This is a genomic window from Nocardia sp. NPDC003693 (assembly GCF_053981095.1).
Map to the genome: position 1 here is coordinate 648862 of NZ_JBSFNO010000001.1, position 20535 is coordinate 669396.

The 20535-nt window shown below is 66.5% G+C and carries 21 protein-coding genes; 8 read left to right on the forward strand and 13 right to left on the reverse strand.

Features of this window, described 5'->3' with window-relative positions; translation table 11 throughout:
- Window positions 1-13: 13 nt before the first annotated feature.
- Window positions 14-757 (forward strand): hypothetical protein, encoded by a 744-nt coding sequence (locus ACWDOP_RS03405; protein ID WP_456343724.1) that lies wholly within the window; start codon window positions 14-16, stop codon window positions 755-757.
- A gap of 206 nt (window positions 758-963) precedes the next feature.
- Here the strand turns inward: ACWDOP_RS03405 and ACWDOP_RS03410 are convergent, their stop codons facing one another.
- The 3 genes from ACWDOP_RS03410 to ACWDOP_RS03420 all read right to left on the reverse strand — a co-directional run bounded on the left by ACWDOP_RS03410 (window position 964) and on the right by ACWDOP_RS03420 (window position 4527).
- Window positions 964-1632: an RDD family protein gene (locus ACWDOP_RS03410; protein WP_456343725.1), complete on the reverse strand. Its 669-nt coding sequence runs from the start codon at window positions 1630-1632 to the stop codon at window positions 964-966.
- A 346-nt stretch (window positions 1633-1978) separates the two neighbouring features.
- Window positions 1979-2974 (reverse strand): hypothetical protein, encoded by a 996-nt coding sequence (locus ACWDOP_RS03415; protein WP_456343726.1) that lies wholly within the window; start codon window positions 2972-2974, stop codon window positions 1979-1981.
- Between the two features lie 137 nt (window positions 2975-3111).
- On the reverse strand, window positions 3112-4527 hold the full coding sequence (locus tag ACWDOP_RS03420; RefSeq protein WP_456343727.1) for a YncE family protein: 1416 nt from the start codon (window positions 4525-4527) through the stop codon (window positions 3112-3114).
- A 387-nt stretch (window positions 4528-4914) separates the two neighbouring features.
- Between ACWDOP_RS03420 and ACWDOP_RS03425 the strand changes: the two genes are divergently transcribed.
- The 3 genes from ACWDOP_RS03425 (at window position 4915) to ACWDOP_RS03435 (ending at window position 7261) form a co-directional block, all read left to right on the forward strand.
- The gene (locus ACWDOP_RS03425) at window positions 4915-5169 is read left to right on the forward strand and encodes a hypothetical protein (protein ID WP_456343728.1); all 255 of its coding nucleotides are present in this window, start codon (window positions 4915-4917) and stop codon (window positions 5167-5169) included.
- The gene (locus ACWDOP_RS03430) at window positions 5166-5513 is read left to right on the forward strand and encodes a hypothetical protein (RefSeq protein WP_454209127.1); all 348 of its coding nucleotides are present in this window, start codon (window positions 5166-5168) and stop codon (window positions 5511-5513) included. The genes ACWDOP_RS03425 and ACWDOP_RS03430 overlap by 4 nt, the downstream gene beginning before the upstream one ends.
- A gap of 521 nt (window positions 5514-6034) precedes the next feature.
- On the forward strand, window positions 6035-7261 hold the full coding sequence (locus ACWDOP_RS03435) for an amidohydrolase family protein (protein ID WP_456343729.1): 1227 nt from the start codon (window positions 6035-6037) through the stop codon (window positions 7259-7261).
- Window positions 7262-7316: 55 nt separating this feature from the next.
- On the opposite strand, the gene ygiD is transcribed toward ACWDOP_RS03435, so the two are convergent.
- From ygiD to ACWDOP_RS03465, 6 genes are all read right to left on the reverse strand, one after another.
- Window positions 7317-8162 carry a 4,5-DOPA-extradiol-dioxygenase gene (ygiD, locus tag ACWDOP_RS03440; protein ID WP_456343730.1) on the reverse strand — a complete coding sequence of 282 codons (846 nt, stop codon included), beginning with the start codon at window positions 8160-8162 and terminating at the stop codon, window positions 7317-7319.
- A gap of 98 nt (window positions 8163-8260) precedes the next feature.
- Window positions 8261-8887, reverse strand: coding sequence for a sensor domain-containing protein (locus ACWDOP_RS03445; protein ID WP_456343731.1), 627 nt, complete (start codon window positions 8885-8887; stop codon window positions 8261-8263).
- A 94-nt stretch (window positions 8888-8981) separates the two neighbouring features.
- Window positions 8982-9380 (reverse strand): hypothetical protein, encoded by a 399-nt coding sequence (locus ACWDOP_RS03450; protein ID WP_456343732.1) that lies wholly within the window; start codon window positions 9378-9380, stop codon window positions 8982-8984.
- A 73-nt stretch (window positions 9381-9453) separates the two neighbouring features.
- Window positions 9454-9855, reverse strand: coding sequence for a hypothetical protein (locus tag ACWDOP_RS03455; protein ID WP_456343733.1), 402 nt, complete (start codon window positions 9853-9855; stop codon window positions 9454-9456).
- A gap of 219 nt (window positions 9856-10074) precedes the next feature.
- On the reverse strand, window positions 10075-11115 hold the full coding sequence (locus ACWDOP_RS03460) for an NAD(P)-dependent alcohol dehydrogenase (RefSeq protein WP_456343734.1): 1041 nt from the start codon (window positions 11113-11115) through the stop codon (window positions 10075-10077).
- Between the two features lie 237 nt (window positions 11116-11352).
- Window positions 11353-11940 carry a DUF4291 domain-containing protein gene (locus ACWDOP_RS03465; protein WP_456343735.1) on the reverse strand — a complete coding sequence of 196 codons (588 nt, stop codon included), beginning with the start codon at window positions 11938-11940 and terminating at the stop codon, window positions 11353-11355.
- A gap of 255 nt (window positions 11941-12195) precedes the next feature.
- On the opposite strand from ACWDOP_RS03465, the gene ACWDOP_RS03470 reads away from it, so the two are divergent.
- Window positions 12196-12510 (forward strand): hypothetical protein, encoded by a 315-nt coding sequence (locus ACWDOP_RS03470; RefSeq protein WP_456343736.1) that lies wholly within the window; start codon window positions 12196-12198, stop codon window positions 12508-12510.
- 140 nt (window positions 12511-12650) lie between these two features.
- Entirely contained in the window at window positions 12651-13754 is a 1104-nt protein-coding gene (locus ACWDOP_RS03475; protein WP_456343737.1) for a trans-sulfuration enzyme family protein, read from the forward strand.
- Between the two features lie 183 nt (window positions 13755-13937).
- Here the strand turns inward: ACWDOP_RS03475 and ACWDOP_RS03480 are convergent, their stop codons facing one another.
- A complete protein-coding gene (locus tag ACWDOP_RS03480; RefSeq protein ID WP_456343738.1) occupies window positions 13938-15665 on the reverse strand; it encodes a hypothetical protein in 1728 nt (575 codons plus the stop codon).
- 241 nt (window positions 15666-15906) lie between these two features.
- Here ACWDOP_RS03480 and ACWDOP_RS03485 point away from each other — a divergent pair, with 241 nt between their 5' ends.
- On the forward strand, window positions 15907-17325 hold the full coding sequence (locus ACWDOP_RS03485; RefSeq protein WP_456343739.1) for a HAMP domain-containing sensor histidine kinase: 1419 nt from the start codon (window positions 15907-15909) through the stop codon (window positions 17323-17325).
- Window positions 17326-17550: 225 nt separating this feature from the next.
- Here ACWDOP_RS03485 and ACWDOP_RS03490 read toward each other — a convergent pair whose 3' ends face one another.
- Both ACWDOP_RS03490 and ACWDOP_RS03495 read right to left on the reverse strand, forming a co-directional pair.
- Window positions 17551-17904, reverse strand: coding sequence for a hypothetical protein (locus ACWDOP_RS03490; protein WP_456343740.1), 354 nt, complete (start codon window positions 17902-17904; stop codon window positions 17551-17553).
- Window positions 17901-18158, reverse strand: a complete 258-nt coding sequence (locus tag ACWDOP_RS03495) for a hypothetical protein (RefSeq protein WP_456343741.1) — start codon at window positions 18156-18158, stop codon at window positions 17901-17903. Before ACWDOP_RS03495 ends, ACWDOP_RS03490 begins: the two co-directional genes overlap by 4 nt.
- Before the next feature lie 338 nt (window positions 18159-18496).
- Here ACWDOP_RS03495 and ACWDOP_RS03500 point away from each other — a divergent pair, with 338 nt between their 5' ends.
- A complete protein-coding gene (locus tag ACWDOP_RS03500; protein ID WP_456343742.1) occupies window positions 18497-19864 on the forward strand; it encodes a hypothetical protein in 1368 nt (455 codons plus the stop codon).
- Here the strand turns inward: ACWDOP_RS03500 and ACWDOP_RS03505 are convergent.
- A complete protein-coding gene (locus ACWDOP_RS03505) occupies window positions 19848-20387 on the reverse strand; it encodes an NUDIX hydrolase (RefSeq protein WP_456343743.1) in 540 nt (179 codons plus the stop codon). The two genes, ACWDOP_RS03500 and ACWDOP_RS03505, sit on opposite strands and share 17 nt — an antisense overlap.
- Window positions 20388-20535: the final 148 nt, after the last annotated feature.

Here is a 20535-nt window from a genome sequence, read left to right on the forward strand (position 1 = left end):
CGAGAGTCGAGGGATGGCAGTGATAGACGGCGCTATGGGCGTATCACCGAGCCGTGCAGCACTGCTGGAGGAAGGCAACCGGCTGCACGCGCTGTATCGGGAGGTGGGGTACACGCCCGAGGGTAAAGCAGCGATCAAGCGTGTGTTCGAGTTGCACGGCCTCTACAAGGCCGCACTGCCCGAGGTGGTCCTGTCCCGTTGTCCGTTGACCGGCAAGGTTGTGCGACGACCGTTCGACAGTGTGGATCTCGATGGCTGGTACTGGGATTGGCGCAATCCCGTCAGACGGCTGGCCAAGGGCGGACCATCCACCTGGCCGACCATGAGTGGAGCGGTCCGGCTCGCGAACACGGTGACGTCCGCGCCTTTCGAATGCATGCCCGGCCCCGATGCGCCCTATGTGCTCCCGGAACTCCTGAACGTGCCCGATGTCCGCGCGGTGGTGGCGCAGATCCCGATCGGCCGGCACACCGGGTGGGCGATGACGTACTTCGGTTCACACCGACCGACCGACGTGCCGCTCGAAAATATTTGGGGCAGCGGCAAATACGACAACTTCCAGACTTTTCCACACACCCTCGACGACTACGATTTCGAGCTGCGACCCTGGATCGACTCGGGCAAGCTGTTGTGGATCGCCACCGGTGACGCGGACGCCACGCTGCACGAAGGCCGCACCGATTGCCCCTACCTGGATTTCGACGCCCAGCGCCGCAACCAGTGGATTTCTCAGGGCGCGGTGCGCACCGATGAGTGACGAAGCACCCCTGCGAGGCTCGGGCAGGCTCGCCATGGCCTGCAGTCGAGGGCGGACGGGATGGTTCGATAGGGGAGAGGGGAGCGGCGGGCGCGCAGGCCCGGCCACGACATCGAGCTCACCGTGTGCGGCGCACTACTCGGAGTCACCCGGCATCTGCGGCTGGCGGGATTGGCGCGCTGCCTGCCCAGCTAGAGCGGGGGCGCTCATAATCGGCGGACGACCACGCTGCCGATGATCTTGTCGGCGAAGGTCTGCTTCTTCCCGTCCCACAGCGGCCACAGATAACCGAGGTAGCAGACCGCGGAATCGACCACGTGGCAGAGGCGTCGGCCCAGCGCGGCACCGAAACCCAATGGCTGCGCGGTCGATTCACGGACCAACCGGATACCGAGAGCCTTCTTGCCCGGCGTTTGGCCGGTGACCCCTTCTCGGTAGACCAGGAAAAATCCTGCACCGATCACCAGCAGCAGCGTGAGCGACAGCAGGGCGACGCCCACTCCGCTGAGTCCACCGCCACCACAGTCGATCGGCTGGAACGACCCATCGAGCTGCTGTTGCAGCCCGCAGCTCCGTGACTCCACACCGACGGTAAGAGCCAGTGAAACGAGTACGGCAGCGGGAATGGAGATCATCGCTCCGTCCAGCAGCGCGGCTCCCACGCGCGCAGCCCACCCTGCATATACGGGCGGCGGTCCCGCGTTCCAGTTGTTCTGTGCACCGGGACCGTAGGCGGGCGGTGCGCCGTACGGGGTCTGCGTGTAGTCGGCGTACGGCGGGTGGACCGCGCCGTGCGGCGGAACCGGCTGTGGTGTGCCGTCGTGGAATTGGCCGTGCGGAGCGTACGGCCGTGGGACTCCCCCTGGATAGTTCACGGTGCGAACCTTACTGGCTCCGCCGCTGCCCTTCAGCCGGGCTGGTACGGGTATGCCACACAGGGAGTAGAAGATGCCGCGGAAGCCTGCTGGGACGAAATGAGCGTCCTGCCCACTAGAGACAAAACGTCACTGTGACGAATAACCCAGGGGGCGGAGGCAACCCAGACTCCGACAAACCCTGCGGCTCGCATCATTAGAACGTTGATATCAAAGCAGTACGACCGACTTCGGCAGTCATGGCAACCACACGCACTTAACCGCCAGCGCGATCGGATCATCGTCGCAAACGAAACATGATGACATGCAACGCCGTACGAGTGCCGATAATCTATCTTATGTAAAGTCAGGTAGATGTGAACTTGGGACAATCGATCTCGTGGCCATTGCACCGCATCCCCTCGATGCCGGCTTCCCGCAGCCGAGCTACCGCTCCCGCTGCGTACTGTTCAGGGCTGTGCAGGATTGCACCGAGGTCGCCGAGCGTGCCCGCGAGTATGTATGCGCCGCCGGCAATCTCGTCGTCCGTAGGTATTTCCACGATCAGTTCGTAGCAGCGTTGTTCGCCTATGTGGCGAACAACGAGCGCCGCCGACGTTCCGTGGGTCCAGGTCAGTGACAGGGGCTCGATTTCCGGGGCTATGGCTGTTCGGCGGGCGACTGCGGTGGCGAGCGCCTCGAAGCAACTCCCCATCCGGGCATCTTCAGGTGGCCGAGTGACGGTGAGAGGCCGGTAGCGGCCGCGTGATTCGCTGCGTGGTTGGTAGAAGTCGGCGAAACGTGGATTGTGGTAGACGGTTTCGACCCGAGTGCCTACTCGATCGACCATCGACACTCGCAGTCCCCGGTACCGGATACGGAACGAGACCCAGTCGAAATCGGCGGGGGCCGCCAGGCTTTGGCTGGCGCTGTCGAGGAAGCAGGAGAACAGCCAGCGGGGCGACGGCTCGTCGGGATCTGCGTCAGGACCTTCACTGAGGTAGAAGTGATCGATTCGGGGCAACAGAACCGTCAGCCATGCGACCGCTTCCCCGTAGGTCAGCACCGCGTTCGATACGCAGGCTCCGACAACTGGCGAGTCGACCGCAACGAGCACGCTCAGCATGTACACCGGACCAGAACCGGCGAAGGTTCCGAAATCCTGAACCGGACGGCCGCCGACCTCGGCCACTACCCCGAGCTGCGGGTCGAGGATCGAGCGGGCTCGAATGCGATGGCTGCGTCGCAACCCGCAGGTGTCCAACTCAGCGATGTCGTCGTCCAGCGCCGCAGACCACCCGGCCAAGCGTTGTGCCAGTTCCTTCCGGAGGTGTTCGGCCGGGCGATCCGGCGGAGTGGCCATCGCCGAATCCTAGGTCGTCAGCAATGATCGGCCGCGTCCCTGCGCGCCGGACGCGTCTGTCGCCTATCCCCCGGTCTGACCACGCGTCGAAGCCTCGCGCGGACACTGTCAGCCCGAGGCCTTGTCATGCGCGGTTCTCAGCTGCCGCTGGACCCGCTGCCACTCGACGGGAAACCACTGCCGCTGGACGGCGGTTCGACGACGGGCGCCTTCCAGCCGACCGGCAGGTCACCGATCCGGATCCGCTGCGGATGATCTCCCACCGGAACGGACACGATCTTGGAGCCGGTGGCGAAATCGATCGCGGTCACCTGGTCGGCGGCGCTTTCGGAAATGACGCACGCCTTGCCGTCGCCACTGACAGTGGCCCAGTACGGCTTGGCCGCCGGAACCAGTGGTCCCTCCCGCAGATCGTTCAACTGCACGATGGTCGCGTAGTCATCCATCGTGCCGGCGATGCAGAGCTTGTTACCCGTCGGATCCATCGACATCCCGTGGTGGCGGGAATCATTGACCCAGTCCCGGCGATCAGGGCTGGTCTCAGGGTTCTTCGGCAGCTCTTTGAGGCGCAGGATCCGGTCGGCGGCAATGTCGTATTCGAGGAAGCCGTTGAAGAACGACACCTGGAAGTACAGGAGGGTCTCATCGGGACTGAAGGCCACGGGCCGCACCGCATCGGACAGATCGCTTCGGCCGAACGCGTTCAGACGCTCACGCATATCGATGACGCGGACCAGCTGATAGGTGTTCGCGTCGACCACGGTGATCTTGCGATCGCCCTTGCTCGAATCCTGTTCCGGGGCATCCTGATCGGTGTTGACCTCACCGATGGACATATTCCACAGTTTGCCGTCAGCGGTGAAGACGTTCTCGTGCGGCTTGTCCCCCGTGCCGAACTTCCCCAGCTCCCTGCCGCTGTGGATATCGAGCACGTGAACGGTATTGCTGGTCGAGGCGGAGACCGCGACTCGGTTCCCGTCCGGCGAGACCGCCATATGGTCGGCACGGAAGCCCGATACGGGGAAGCGCCACTTGACCTTTCCCGTCGCGGTGTCGATGGAGACGACATCGGCGAAACTCGGCCGCGACACCACGATCGCGTCTCCGCTCGGGGTGGTGTACATATCGTCGATGTACTGGTCGTGGCCTTCGCCGACGGTCTGCCGGATCCCGAGAAAGAAGGCGAGGCGGATCGGATTGAGGTAGATCTCTCGCAGGCGATCATCCTTGTCGGGGATGAGATTGATGCGACCGACCTTCGCGAAGTTCCCGGTCGATTCGATGACGTCGGCGACCCCTTCCCAGTTGTTGCCGACCAGCATCACTTCCCTGAGCCCGGGATCCGCGCTCGCCGGCCCGGCCCCGAACGCGCACGCCGCGATCGCCGTACTCACGGCCAAAGCGGTTGCGGCGCTTCGCCACACTTTCCTACGACACCGCTCCGGGTGCGAAACGCGCATGAGCATCCTCCAGATAGCCCGCGTGGGTCCCGCCCCGCACCACGCTGGGCCGTGACAATCACGGCCCACCAAATTGAAATTGTTGGTTTTCAAACTTCGATAGCGCATCGTAGGCAGATGTGAGGGGCTCCACAAGTGGAGGGGCGCGCCGGCGATAGTTGCGTCGGCGGCCGGGGTGGACACGAAAACGTCATCGGCCGAACAGCTTTCGATCCCAGCCGCAGGGCGTAGCGGTAGCGGGTCGCTTGCCCGCCGATCTTCGCTCCCCCGACGCGCCAGCCTCCTCGCCCGGGCCCTCTTTGTAAGGGCTGTCTTTTTTTCCTTATGGCCACCGCCCCTACGTGACAATGTGAATCGCCGGTAAGTCATTCGTAGATGCGCATATTCCCATGTTGGTATTTGTAACTCGGCTCGTCGACAAGAGCCCGGGCTCGGGCTGACCGAAGGCTCCCAACCGAGAGGACTGTTAGGATTCCTATTATGAAAACGAGTACGTCGATCAGCATCGACCCCGGCGTGCTCAACGACGCCCGGGAAGCGGCCGCTGCCGCGGGTGAAACGGTCAGCACCCTGACCGAGCGGGCGGTCCGGAGAGAGCTGCTGCGCATCGCCGCCAAGGCTGCCGCGGAGTGGGAGCGCAGCCGCGGCACCGACACCGCGGAGTACGCCGAGCAGTTGCACGCCGAACAAGCCGCCAACATCTCCGCCGCTTACGGGGCGGGTACGGCGAAGTGATCTCACGCGGCGAAGTCCGCTCGTATCTGCCGAACGTCGCGGGGCGTAACCAGCCCTCCAGCATGGCCGGGTCGAAGGTGCTGATCATCTCCAGTACCGACGCCAACGAATGGCTGCCGACCGTGCTGACGTTGCCTATCTACACCGACACCGCGGACATTCCCCCGCAGATGATGAGTCTCGCCGTTCCGTTCGGCGACCTCGATCCCCTCCCCCGCGCTGCCGTTCTCGTGTACCGGCCGCTGACGATCTTTCGCGGCTGGCTGACCGAGCCCGAGGGTGTCGTGTCTCGGGCGACCATGCGGCAAGTGTTCGCGGCGATGGTGCGATACATCGACGAATAGCCCGAGCAGCTGCGGCAGATCGATGCGGTGCGAAGTGGTTTCGCCGGCATCGAACTGTGTCGAGTGAGCCCTCTGCGGCACCGCGGATCGTGGAGCGTCTGCGTTCGATCGCCGGCAGCTAGGGCTCGACACGATCACCGCCACATCGGTGGTTACCCGGTCGCGCCCGCACGGAGTCGTACAGTTACGGCCGCGGCAATCATCTCGCCGATCCCGAGACAATCTCCACACCGAATTCGACGATCGAACGTTTCGAAGGACGTCTCGATCCCTGCTGATCTCCCGATGCGGTGCTGACATCGACGAAAGGGAAAGGCTTGTCGCAACGATCTCGGCCACATGCGGAGTGCCACTGCCGATTTGCGGCGGGGTTGACGCGGCGGAACTTCCTCGCCGCGCTCGGAGCGGCGTCGATCGCCACGCTAGCAGTAACCTCCTGTGCGTCCGAGGAGTCCGGATCGGCGGCTACCACCAGCGCGGCGCCCGCGCCGGTTCGTAAGCCGGACAGCCTGTTCCGGAATGTGCGCGTGCTCGACGTCCGGCAGGGACGGCTGGGTGACCCGACCGACGTTCTGGTCCGCGGTAATACGATCTCGGCCATCGGTACGGGTCTGCCGGGCACCGAGCAGACCGAGATCATCGACGGCCGCGCCCGCACACTGATGCCGGGGCTCATCGACAACCACGTGCACCTGGTGTTCGGCAGCGCCACGATGGCCGATCTGAACGATCCCGACAAGGACCCGGAGTTCTACGCCCGCGCCGCACTCACCTCGGCGAACGAGATGCTGATGCGCGGATTCACCGCCGTCCGCGATATGGGCGGCCCGATCTTCCCGCTCAAGGCCGCCATCGACGCCGGTAAGGCCACCGGCCCGCGGGTGTGGCCGTCCGGGGCGATGATCTCCCAGACCGCGGGTCACGGGGATTTCCGCACACCGCAGGAGAAGTCACGCCGATTCACCGGCAAGCAGTCCCGGGCCGAGGAGATCGGCGCGACCTTCATCGTCGACGGACGCGACGAGGTACTCACCGCGGCGCGGGAGAACCTGCGCATGGGCGCGAGCCAGCTGAAGCTGACCGCCGGCGGAGGCACCTCCTCGGCCTACGACCCGATCGACGTCGCCCAGTTCACGCTCGACGAGCTGCGCGCCGCGGTCGACGCGGCGAGTGATTGGAACACCTACGTCGCCGTGCACGCGTACACGCCCAAGGCGGTGCGCCGCTCGGTCGAAGCCGGTGTGCTGTGCATCGAGCACGGGCAACTGCTCGACGAACCGACCATTGATCTGCTGGCCGAACGGGGCGTGTGGCTCAGCGGCCAGTACCTGCGGCCCAACTCGGACAGCATGTCCCCCGAGCGTCGCGCCAAACGCGAAGGCATCGTGGCGGGCAACTCGGTCGTGTGGCCGATGGCGAAGAAGGCCGGGGTCAAGCTGGCCTGGGGAACCGATTTCCTGTTCGAGCCCGAATCCAATGTCGAGCAGAACAAATTCCTGCTCCAGCTGAGCGAATGGTTCAGCCCGGCGGAGCTGGTTCGCCTCGCGACCGTAGACAACGCCGCCCTGCTGGCGCTGAGCGGGCCGCGCAGCCCGTACCAGGGGCGGCTGGGCGTGGTCGAACCCGACGCCCTCGCGGACCTGATCCTGGTCGACGGTGATCCGCTGGCCGACGTCAAGGTGCTCGGTGATCCTGCAGGGACATTCGACGTGATCATGAAGGACGGCGTGATCTACAAGAACACCTAGGGCGTGCAGGTTTCCTGTTCCGGCGCGTGGCACACCGGAACAGGGAACCCCCTGGTCAGAGGTTGATGTCCACCGCGGGCACGTCGTCCGGCACTGCGGCCGCCGCGCCGGTCCCCACCGAATCCGCTCCCGGGCAATCGATTCCGAGCGTGTAGGCGGTCATCGACAGCGAGCCCAGGGAGTAGCCGCCGACCAGTTCGTGCATCGGCTGATCATCGGCCAGGCCGGCTATGTAGATCAGCGGCAGGTAGTGATCGGGAGTCGGGACAGCGGCGGCGAAGTCGGGGTGGTCCACCAGGCCGGTGACGTCGGTCGAATTGCCGTTCAGCAGCAGCTCTTTGGCCGCGTCGTCGAATCGGTGTGCCCAGTCGAAACCGGTGTCGGGCCTGCTCGGGTCGAGGGCGCGCAGATTGTGGACCACGTTGCCGCTGCCCAGGATCAGCACGCCGTCCTCGCGCAGCGGGGCGAGTTTGCGACCGAGTTCGAGGTGGTGGTCGAAGTCCTTGAAGGCGTTGATCGAGAGTTGGACGACGGGGATCGACGCGTCGGGGAACGCGTGGACGAGCACCGACCAGGTGCCGTGGTCGATCCCCCAGCTGTCGGTGTCCGCGCCCACCCACATGGGGTCGGCGGCCTCGGCCACCTGCTCGACGAGTTCGGGCAGGCCCGGCGCGGGATACTGCACCTCGTATAGCTCGGAAGGAAAGCCGTAGAAGTCGTGGACGGTGCGCGGGCGCGGCATCGCGGTCACCGCGGTGGCATTGGTGTACCAGTGCGCGGAGATCACCAGGATCGCGCGCGGGCGCGGGACGGTCCGGCCGAACACCCGCCAGGCTTCGGTGTAGCGGTTGCGGTCGACGGCGTTCATCGGGCTGCCGTGGCCGATGAACGCTGCGGGCATGACGGTGGGCGACGGGTTCGAGTCGGTGATCGAAATGGTGAATCCTCCCTCGCTGCAGCACTATCGGCAAAGTTACAGCAACTGCCCCGGCGTCGGGCCTAGGCGCGTCCGCGCACGACGGCGAGCCGGGACAGCAGGGTCTGGGCGACGCCGGCCTGCAGGGCGGCGCTGCCGCGTTGGACGGGGTACACGGTGAGCAGGGCGACGACACCGATGATCGTGTTGAAGACGGTCCGGTTGTGGGCGGTGTCGGCGCCCATGATCGTCTCGACGACGATGTCGCGATTGTCTTCCAGGGGAAGGAACCTGCCCCAGAGCCAGTACGTCAGTCCGCCCAGCGTCAGTGCCCACCACACGATCGGCAGCACGAACGTGATGATCGCGATAGGCAGGTTGATGATCGCGTACAGCAGGTCCAGCCAGCTCTGCCCCTGCCGAATCGGGGTGGTGATCCGGCGGAACCAGCCCGCGCCCTCCGGCGCCTCGGCGTACCGGGGACGCGAGACCGCGGTGTCGGTCAATTGCTGGAGGCGGACGCGCTCGATGTCGGCGAATCCGCGCGCGATCAGCAGCGTCAGCGCTAGCAGCGGAATGCCGACGAAGATCACCGCTGTGCCGAGGCTCGCCGCGAACAGTGTCACGAGGAGGCTGAAACTGATTAGCGCCAGGGGAAATCCCACGAACGTGTACGCGAAGTCGAGCGCTAGGCGGCGGAGGATCGTCATGCGGCCAACGCTAGGAGCGCACCGCGCAACGCCCCATCCAACTCCGGTACGGGATCGGTCTACCACCGGGGAGGGACGAACCGGCGGTTCGCGCTTACATGTACAAACCCTTGGCGCGCAGGATCTCTATGACCCTCCGGTTGTGCTCGCCGCGGCGCTCGCGCTCCTGCTTCGCCTGCTCGGGATCGTCGATGTGCCGGTGCACCAGGATGAGATTCTCCAGGCGCGTGACCAACCCGTCCTCGCGAATCCGACAGTGCGAGGCAGTTTCCCCGTCGTTGCCTTCCTGATAGAAGTCGAGGAAGTAGCCGGTCTCGTCGTACTCGGCACGCACGCAAATCCGTTCGCGTGATGAGCCCTCCGGTGCGACCAGCCCGATCGGGACCGCCAGTCGCAACGGATCCGGGAACGCGGAGATGTGGCTCGTCGCCTGGGACAAGGTAGCGGCGAAGACCTCCCGAACCTGATCGGGCACCACGTCTTCCGCTGTCATCACCACCTCCTACGAGCGCCCGGCGACATCGGCGCGACCACAATCGGCAGCGAGGGCGTGTCGGCTCGGCGAGTCATTCACCGGGTGCCACCGAACCGTCGAATTCCGCCAGAATCGTCCGAACTCGAAACCGGGAGAACGCGAGATTGCCGACCGTGTCATCGAACATCGCGTGCACGAATAGTCGCGCGGGATAGTCGGCGCGGACCGGGACCAGCAGGTGGTAGCTCCCAGCACGGCACACAATCAGCTCGTCCAGGTCGCCGTGCTCGGCCGCGGACAGCGCCGCGTTCGCCGCGACCGCCCGCATGACTTCGGTTGCCATGGCGGCGTTCTCGTGGTCGTCGACCATCGGGTGGTTGCCCGCCGCGGCGATCAGCAAACCACTGGATCCATCAATCAGTGTCACACTCAGCGCGCCCGGGATCTCCATGACCTGTCCCATGCACCGCTCGATCTCCGCCACCCCACCCACCCACCATCCATCGACGTCCGGAGCCTCGCACTGTACCGACCGTGGTGCGGGCCGTCTCCTCGGACGGTCGCTATGTCGCGTTCGGGCGTCCACCCGGTTGGGGCGGAGCGGTGCGGATATGAGTCGGCACAGTGTGCATGGTGTATCACCGGGCGCGCCTACGAGGGCAGGGTGCTCGAACGAACGCCAACCGACCGAATTCGACGCCGAACCGGTCGCTCAGGGAACGATGACAGCGCGGCCGCGCAGCGTGCCCGCGGCCAGGCGGCGATAGGCCTCGGGGGCGTCGTCCAGGCTGAAGCGCTCGACCGCTATGTCGAGGACTCCCTCGTGCGCCAGGTCGATGAGCTCGATCAACTCGCTGCGGGAACCCCAGTACGGCGAGGTCACCGCGGATTCGTACGGGCTGATGCCGAATCCCACTCGCGCGGCGGCTTTTCCGTCACCGAGCCCGACGATCGTGACGTCAGAATCGATGCCGGCCACGGCCATCGCGGTGTCCACCGTCGGCTGGTAGCCGACGAAGTCCAGCACCAGGCTCGCGCCCGCGGCGCCGGTGATCTTGCGGACGTTCTCGGCTGCCTTCGCGTCCGAGAGCACGGCTTCGTGCGCGCCCACCGACCTGGCGAAGTCCAGCTTGTCGTCGCTGACGTCCAGGGCGATCACCCGGGCCGAGGACAGGTGCCGCAGCAACTGGATGGCGACATGGCCGAGTCCGCCGCTGCCGATCACCACCGCCCAGCTGCCCGGCCGGAGCTTGCCGAGGGAGCGCTTGATCGCGTGGTACGGCGTCAGCCCGGCGTCGGTGAGCGGAACCGTCGCGACCGGGTCGAGGTCGCCGATCGGAACCAGGTGCCGCGGCGAGTCGACGATCATGTACTCCGCGATCGCGCCCGGCGCGCCCAGACCGGGCGGGTAGATACCCAGCTCGGCAGCGCGCGAACAGTAGTTCTCCAGCCCCTGCGCGCAGAACCAGCACACCCCACACCCCCACGGCCCGTACACGACCGCGTTCGTGCCGACCTCGAGACCCTGCACGCCCGCGCCCACCGCCGCGACCGTGCCCGCACCCTCGTGCCCGAGCGTCAGCGGAAGCGGGAACGCGAACACCTCCGCCGGCATCGACATCACGAAGTCGTCCGAGTGACACACCCCCGCGGCGGTCACCCGCAGCAGCACCTGCCCCGGCCCCGGCTCGGGCGTCGGCACCTCCCGGACCTCGGGCTCGGCACCGATCTGTACGTACTGCAGGGCCTTCATAGCGCTTCCTTCCGGTCGGACGACGTTGGGTGCGCACCGCGGGAGACCAGGCGGCCGGCCTTCAGGCTAACTCACAGCAAATACCCTGCGGGTTCCGGCGGCGTTTCGCGCCGGGCGGGTGAGGATGGACATCGCCCGCCGTCCTATGAGCCGCTCGTTCTCGCCGGGGTGCTCGGCCAACGAATCAACCCTCGGCCGCGGAACTCGCCGTCGTCAGTACCGACGCGAGTCCCCCGCTCACCGGTGCAGCCGCCGTGCGAGCTCAGGCGGGACCGGATAGACACGCTCCTCGGGGAGTAGTGCCGCAGCGGCGTCGTACCTGCCCCTGGCGCGTAGGTCCGATATGTCGCGCACCTTCGAGGTCAGGTCCGCGATCTCAATGACCCACTCGTCGACGAACCGCTCGACGATGTGCCGGCTCAGGCCGACCTGGATCGAGCGGGTGTCCGAGCTCGCGCCGGTGAGTGTCCGCTCCGGGTCCCATTGCACGGTGACGATCGCGTGCTTGATCTGAGCCTTCCAGTCGGCGCGGTCGAGATACACGCCGGGCACGTAGCTGCTCAGAACCGCCTGCGACAGAGCGCTTTCCCAGCCTTCGCGGGTGATCCGGACGGCGAGGACTCGTTCCTGGCCCGGCTTGCGTCCCCAGTCGCTGCGCTCCATCATCCACAGGAACGACGGCTTGATCCATGTCATGCGGTTGGTCGAGAACGGGGGCACGAAGCGCTGTGCCAGCACCGCAGGTTCCGCGATCGCCGGGGAGTACGCCTGGTAGACGACTATCGACTCCTCGTCGTGGTCGGCTCGAATGTCGTGAACTGCCATGGATCCCCCGTTCGATGCGGTCCTGGGCCGAAATCGGTTTCGAACCATAGTGTTTCGCCATCTGGACCGCAGCCGATTTTGTGCCGGATATGCGGGAGAGATCGATTCCGAGGGTGCGTAGCCTTCATCGGCCATGCGCCCGAGCACTCGCGATCCCGGGTGTCACAGCGTGCTGTTAGCGTTTGCGCCGCAAGCGGATTCACCCGGGTGCCGCCCGCTCGCGATCGATGTTCGAACCGGAAGGAAAGTTGTCTCATGAAGCTGGTTATCGCCGGAGCACTCGCGGCCGTCGCCGTTGTCGCCGGAGCCGGGAGTGCCCAGGCGCGGTCGTACGACCCGGACACGGTGATCCTGAACGCCGAGAACGGCGCCATCACCATGACGTATGGGGCGTACGTGGATTGGCTCGCCGAGAACGCGGGCGAGGTCCGGCCCGAGGTCCAGCAGGCCGGTGGGTGCGCGGCCTACCTCGCCAAGACCGGAAACCCTGCCCGCATGAAGGAAGCCGCGCCGCTCGGGATCGATCCGTTCATCGCCGCGTGCAAAGAGGCTCTGGGACTTCAGGCCTGAGACTCCCCGCCGCGTTCGCACGGCAAGGTCGGTAGGTTCCGGACGGAATCCGCAGCACGACAACCGGGGATCGCGAGATCACCGCAGCGGATCGTGAACCTGTGCAGCGGCGGCGGCACCCCGCTGCCTACAGTTCAGGCATGACGCCTGATCTGGATCCCTCCACCGTTGTCGTGCACGCCGGCCGGCCCGCTCGGGTCCCGGACGCGCCGATGGGCGGGTCACCCGTCTTCAGCTCGACCTACGTCGCGGGTGGCGACACGGGTTACGGCCGCTTCGGCAACGACGCCTGGACAGCGCTCGAGGACACCCTCGGCGCGCTGGAAGGCGGCCGCTGCCTGAGCTTCGCCTCGGGGATGGCGGCCGCCGCCGCGATCTGCGACCTCGTACCGGTCGGTGGACGGGTCGTCGCGCCGCAGCACGCCTACAACGGTGTGCTGGCGCTGCTGGATCAGCAAGCGGCGACGGGGCGCCTCACCGTCGACCGGGTCGGCATCGTCGACGCCGCGGCGGTGTCGGCCGCGGTGGCCGGGGCGGACATGCTGTGGCTCGAGTCGCCCACCAACCCGGCGTTGGAGGTCGCGGACCTCTCCGCGCTCGCGGCGGCGGGCCGGGCCGCGGGCGCAACGGTGGTCGTGGACAACACTTTCGCCACGCCACTGCTGCAGCAGCCGCTGTCGATGGGCGCCGACATCGTGCTGCACGCGGTGACCAAGTTCATCGCGGGTCACTCGGACGTGGTGCTCGGCGCCGTCATCACGAACTCGGACGAGAAGTGGTCGGCGCTGGAACTGCGGCGGAGAAGTCAGGGCGCTATCCCCGGCCCGATGGAGGCGTGGCTGGCGCTGCGCGGACTCCGCACGCTCGCACTGCGTATGGAGCGGGCCCAGTCCAATGCCGCGTTCCTGGCGGCACGCCTGCTCGAGCACCCGCGCGTGAGCCGAGTCCGCTATCCCGGTCTGCCCGACGACCCCGGCCACGCCCTCGCGGCCACCCAGATGTCCGGCTTCGGCGCGATCCTCGCCTTCGAACTCGGCGGTGACGCGGCCTACGCCCAGCTGGTCTGCGAAAGCACCGAGCTCTGGGTCCACGCCACCAGCCTCGGCGGCGTGGAGTCGATGCTCGAACGCCGCCGCCGCTGGCCCATCGAGGTCTCGACCATCCCCGTGGACCTCATCCGCCTGTCGGTCGGCATCGAGCACCCGGAAGATCTGTGGGCCGACTTGGCGCAGGCCTTGAAGTAGCTCCACGACCCGGTTCACTCCGGTCCCGGGTGTGCCTACTCGGCTGCGCGCAGGTACACCCGGGCTCCCGGCAGGTCATTGAGGTGCTGTGCGATCGGACCCCGAATTCGCATGGCGCGCATCGCGTCTTCGACGGTGTTCCCTACGGGCCGGGCGGGACCCGCATTCCCGGTCACGTCAGAATCAGCCGCACGCCACCAGCGTGCAGGGTTCGACCAGGTACACGAACGAATCTAGGGGGCGTACGTACACCCGGTGGGACACCGAGTCCGCGGTGATGCCCTCAGCGTTGCGTCGCATTTCGATCGTGCCTTTAACACTGCGAGAGGCGGTGTCGATGACGGTCAGGCGGGTGGGGCCGTCACCGCCCGAGTACGAGGCGTACACGTGGCCCAGGGCGGGGTCGATCGCTATCCAGAACACCTCGTGGCCGACGTCGATGAGCTGACTCGTCCCGGTCGTGAGGTCGAGCGCGACCACGCTGGTCTTCGCGGACATATACGCGACGTTCGTCTTGGGGTCTATGACGATTCGATCGCTCGAAACCGATGTATCGATCTGGCGCACTATCGATTTGGTGTGGGGATCGATGACCCGGACGTTGCCGGAGCCGTTGAGGTAGACCAGGCCCGTGTCGGGGTCGGTGGTCACGTCCAGGCCGTTGCCCCGGGCCACGATCCGGCCGCTGATCTGGACGGTGGCGGCATCCACGATCGTGGCGACCACCACCGAACCGGTTGCGGCGTCGACGGTATCGCCGTTCGCCTGCGCTATGTAGACGTCGTGGGTGATCGGGTTCACGGTCAGACCGCGAACCCCGGACGGCACGACCACCGACCCGGCCACCGCGTGCGTGCCCGGGTCGATCTTGATCAGCGCGGTGTCGCCGAGCAGCCACAGGGTGCCGGTCTCCGGGTCCGCGGCCATCCCCCGCACCGCCTTCTCCACCGGGATCTCGGCGATCGTCGTCTTGGCCGCGGTGTCCACGACCGACACGGTGCGGTCGGCGCTGTTGTAGGCGTACAGGCGGTTCCGGGCTGGATCGGCGGCCAGGTACCCGACGCCGCCGGAGTAACCCACGGCGATCTTCTCGAAGTCGGGGCCGGTCTGGTCGTCGCTGGAAGACAGCACACCTACACCGGTGAGCACGGCGCCGACCAACACGACCATCCCGGCAATGAGCCATGGCAGCCACCGTGAAAAGTTCCTGGACGGTGCGGGATTCGATCGTGGCGCAGTCGGCCGCGGCGGGTCGTATGTGCCGTGGGGCGCAACCTGGCCAATGGGCGTGACGGGAAGTCGAGGGTCGGCGCCACCGTTCGGCGCTGGGCTCGGCTTGGAGAAGTCGATGCCACCCCGGGCCGGTGCTCCCGTCGCGGCAACCGGCGACAGCTCGGCAGGCGCCGGCGCGAATCCCACTGCGGCGTTGGCATGTTCGTACGCGCTCGTGGTCAGCCGGAGCCGATCGGCGGGATACCCGACCTCGTACGCGGCCGCGACGAGCACCTGTGTCTGCTGGGCGGACCACTCGCGAGGATGGACGAGCTCGAGCCCTCCGGGCAGATTCCACCCGCACTCAGGCTGTGCCCGCGCGATCACCGAGCGCAGCACCGCCGCCACCAGGGCCTGCACCGGTACTGTGGTCCCGCCCAGCTCGCACGTCGGCCGACCACTCTCGATCCACCGGTTCGGTTCCGCCGCATACCGGGAGGGGTCAGTTAAGCCGTGTTCGCGGGCCACCTCCCCCACTTCGAGTCCTGCCGTCGGCGAGAGGTAGACCCCCGCTGGCATGGCCGTCCCAGCATCGGTCAGGCGCAACGGCCGCACCGTTCCGTCGACCCCGCACAGTGCCGCCGACGTCTCCACCGGCCCGAATTCCACACGCAGCCACACCGGCTGACCACTCCCCACCACGTCACCCCTTCAACGACCGGTCAACTCGGCGAGCATAGCTGGACGGTCGGGCGCCTCGAGCCAGCCGTTGTGTGCACCCGCTCCGAGATCCGCCAGTCGGAAATCGACGCAGCCCGGGAGTGACAGCCGCTCGCCGCCGGTGCTCTCAGACTTCTCTCAGCAGCGATCGGCACACTGACCGGCATGGGACGTCGGGGGGTCGAATCGTTTCTCTCGCCGCGAATCCGGATCTCGGACCATGTCTGATGCACGGGTACCGCCGACGGCGGGCAGGTCCGGGCGGCAGGCGCCGATCGGCGGGTCGATCACCCTGCACCGGCGGGTCACGCTGCTGGCGGCCTCGGTAGTCACGGTCGCGGTCGCGGTTACCTCCATCGCCGCGTACTCGCTCGTCGCGCGCAGCCTCTACGACGACGTCGACACCCAACTCCGCACCCGTGCAACGTTCATGATCAGCAAGAACGTCGACCGGATGACCTACCTGGAAGCACGCACCCTGGGCAGCCTGTTCTCCGACGACATCGGCGTCACGCTGATCTACCCCGGCGGCGGGTCGAGCGGGCTGGTCATCGGGTCGGACACCACACCGCCGCTGGGCGATCCGGAGATGGCGGTGGCGCGCGGCGAACTCGACTTCTCGCTGCGCACCATCGGCGATCGGCGGGTGCTGGCCCAGCACATAAATTCCGGGGTCACACTCGTCATCGAGCAGCGCCTGCAGCCCACCCGCGACATGCTCGACCGGCTCGCCTGGCTGCTGTTCCTGGTCGGCGGCTGCGGCATCCTGCTGGCGGCCGCGGCGGGAACGGCTGTGGCACGCACCGGATTACGGCCGGTAGCGCGTCTGACCTCCGCGATTCAGCGGGTCGCGCAAACCGATGACCTGGCACCGATACCGGTGTCCGGTGACGACGAACTCGCCACCCTCACCGAACGATTCAATACGATGCTGCGCGCGCTCAGCGACTCCAGGGAGCGGCAGCGGCGCCTGGTGGCCGACGCCGGTCACGAGCTCAAGACGCCGCTGACCTCGCTGCGGACCAACGCCGAGCTGCTGATCGCCTCGGATCGTCCCGGCGCGCCGTCGATTCCGGACGAGGACATGGCCGAGCTGCGGGACGACGTTATGGCACAGATCCAGGAACTGTCCACGCTCGTGGGCGATCTGGTGGATCTGGCGCGCGAGGATGTACCGGACGCGCAGTTCGAGCGGGTCGATGTCGCCGTCGCGGCCGAACGGGCGCTCGAGCGGGTGCGCCGGCGGCGAGGCGAGGTCGAGTTCGACGCGGAGCTACGACCGTGGTGCGTCTACGGCGACCAGGCCGGCCTCGAACGGGCGCTGCTGAACGTGATGGACAACGCCGCCAAATGGAGTCCCGCCGGGTCTCAGGTGCGGATCGCCATGGTCGCCAACGGCCGTGGGCTGCTGGAGTTCACGGTGGACGATGCCGGGCCGGGGATCGAGCCCGGCGATCGCGAGCTGGTCTTCGAGCGCTTCTACCGCGCGACCTCCGCGCGTTCGATGCCGGGGTCCGGTCTCGGGTTGGCGATCGTGAAGCAGATCGTCCTCAAGCACGGGGGGACGGTCGCGGTGGAGAGTTCGGCGCGGGGTGGGACGTTGATCCGGATCGTGCTTCCAGGAGAGCAGATCGGCTGAGGCCGCTGGCAAGACGCACTCGAGGTCCCGCTGGCCGCGCAGTCCGAAACAGTCTGCGCAGAACCAAGGAGACAAGGAGCGGCACCGGTTCGATGTGGGCAGAACGCAACGCAACTGGCCGAACTGCGTATACAAAACCTGGACCCCCGCCTTCATAGCTCATGCCAACTACGCTCGGGCTTCCGCATAGCCTGGGAACCGTTCACGCAGGTCCCGTCACCGGGGCTACTGGATTCCGATCGTGAGTGGTTTCAGAGTGCCAGCCGCGTCGCCGTATTTTGCGACGGTGTACCCGCATCCGGTGTCCACGCAGACAATGTCGGCGAACTTGACCAAAGCCGGAATGTCGCCGTCTTCGAAATGATCGACACTCGGGGCGATCACGGCGCTGACGGATTCGTTGTACGCGTAGTTCATCAGGCGATTGATGACGGCCCCCGGCCGGTTCGAGTCGCCGTAGTACATGAGGACGACAGACCATCCGAAGCGTTCAGCCAGTGTGTGGATGCTCGCTTGGTCTTGCTGCCACGCCGCGCCTGATACTTCGCGCCGAAGGAATCCGATCACGAATTCGGTCATGATCGCGCCTCGAGGTAGCCGTGATAGGCGGGCTGGGTGAGCGCTCGTCGTCCGCGTTCGGTCGCGCGCCAGCGCGCGGGGCCGTGCAGAGTGCCCAGCACGAGTCCGCTTCGGGACAGGCGCATCAGGGCCCGGCGTATCGAGGACTCGGAAAGCCCGGTCGTGGTGCCGAGTTGCCGCACGGTCATGGTGTGGATCGGTTCCAGGAGCGAGAGCGCTCCGAGCACTTTCACCTCGTGTTCGGCGAATGCCATCGCTACCTCCGTCGGCTCAGTGGAGAGGGGGCGGCCGGATGCTCCGCAGCCAGGCGGGCTTGGATGTCAGCGACGGTAAGCCGTGCGCCCGAATCGGCAGGGGCGTGAACGATACGGCCGAGGGCGGCGGTCGCGCAGACAGCTAGTGAAACGAGCGTGATCGCGAGAATGAGATCCATGTCCAGCGCTCCTTGATGCTCGATAGGTTCGGACGTAATCAGTCCACCCGATGCCTCGTCTCAGCTGGGAGATGTGCGGCGAGGGCGGGTGTGTGCGCAGGGGGTGTGCACGGGCGGCGATCCATAGCGTGTCTGCATTGCCGCTGTCACACTGCCGATATGGGGCGTCGTCCGAAACAGCCGAACCGGCAATTGGAAGAGTTGGTCGAGGAGACCGGTGGCGTCCGTAAGGCACTGGCGCGCCGGGTCGTCGAGCGGGGCCGCGGCCTCGGTTTGACGCTGGGCTACGACCACACCTCGGTGGGCCGATGGCTACTGGGAGAACAACCTCAACCGCCGGTGCCCCAGCTGATCGCCGACGTACTGACCGAGCTACTCGGGCGGAGAATCACCCCGGCGATGTGCGGCATGTCGGCGTCCACGGAAGCGGGTGCGGATCTCGGCCTCGAATTCCCGCTCAGCCTCAGTTCCGCCGTCGATGCCTCGACCACATTGTGGCGCAGCGACATCGAGCAACGCCGCTTCCTCCGTGACACCTCATACGCGGTGGCGGTCTATCCCGCGGCTTCCATGCGTTGGTTGACATTGCCGGGCCCCGAGCATCCGATGTCGAGCGGTTCGTCCCGACGTGTGGGCCAGATCGATGTCGATGCTGTCCAATCCATGGCGACCGCTTTCCGGGACCTGGACAACAAGGTCGGCGGCGGCAAGGTCCGCACGACAATCGTCCAGTACCTGCACAGCTCGGTCGCGCCGCTCCTGCGAGGCAGCTTCACCGAACACATCGGCCGCCAACTGTTCGGCTCCACGGCCGAACTCGTACGCCTGGCAGGCTGGGCAGCCTACGACCAGGAAGACCACGGCCTGGCCCAGCGCTACCTGATCCAGTCCCTGCGCTTGGCCCGGGCAGCCGGCGACGGAGCACTCAGCGCCGAGATCATGGCCGCGATGAGCCACCAGGCCACCTACGTCGGCCGTCCCGGCGACGCCGTCGATCTGGCCCGCGCCGCACAAATCGCGGCACGCGGAGCCGGTTTGGCCGCGCTGGAATCGGAATGCCTCATGGTCGAAGCCCACGGACACGCGGCCCGACAGGACGCAGCTTCGTGCGCGACAGCGTTGACCGTGGCAGAGCGCGCCTTCGAACGTGCGAAACCTGGCGAGCAACCGGCCTGGTTGGCCTACTTCGACCGCTCGTACATGTCGGCGAAAACCGCGCACTGCTTCCGCGAACTCGGAGACAACGCACGCACCGCACGCCTGGCCGAGCAATCGCTGACCATGTCGCGCGGATACCAACGCGGACGAGCCTTCAACCTGAGCTTGCTCGCCTCAGCACTGGCCTCGAGCGAGCCACGCGAAGCGGTCCGTGTCGGTCGCGAGGCACTCGAGATCGCGCTCGATCTCGCCTCGCGCCGCAGTTGGTCCTACCTGCGGGATCTGCGCTACCGGCTGCGGCCTTTCGAGGCGTTGGCCGAGGTGTCGGAGTTCCGGCAACAAGTTCACGAACTCACACGGCGAGGGTGAGCGCCCGGTAGATAGCGACTACTGTTGCCGCGCCGACGATTTCACCGCGATCGATCATCGCAGCTGCCTGTTCGAGCGGCACCCACCTGACGTCCTCGGCCTCGTTGACATCAGGTGCGGTGTCAGTGAGGTCCGCGCCGCGGGCGAGGTAGACCTGCTGGGGCTGGTCCAGGGTGCCGATCGCCGGCTGGTACGTGACCAAGTGCTCCATGGTGCGCGGTCGCCAGCCGGTTTCCTCTTCCACTTCGCGCGCTGCCGCTACCGCGACGTCCTCGGCATGATCGACGTATCCGCCGGGCAGCTCCCACACCCACCGGTCGATGATGAACCGGTGCCGGTACATCAGCAGTGCCTCGCGATTGTCGTTGAGCACCAACGTCATAGCGCACTGCGGCATCCGCGCGACGTACTGGGTGAAGCGGATACCGTCCGGCAGTTCGATATCGACGGTGGAGAGCCGGAGGTGCCGATTCTCATCGATCAGGCGCTCACCGAGGATCTTCCATTGAGTCGTCCGCTCCACGCTTCAGACATTACGTCGCTGCAGAGTTGAAGGGGCGGGTAAGCGTGCATCTATGGTTGTTTCGCTGAGGTTCGAGACCGGCGTGGCGGTGGTCAGGTCGAAACGATCCAACCCAGGGTCCAGGCGGTGCTGAATACCCAGATGAGCG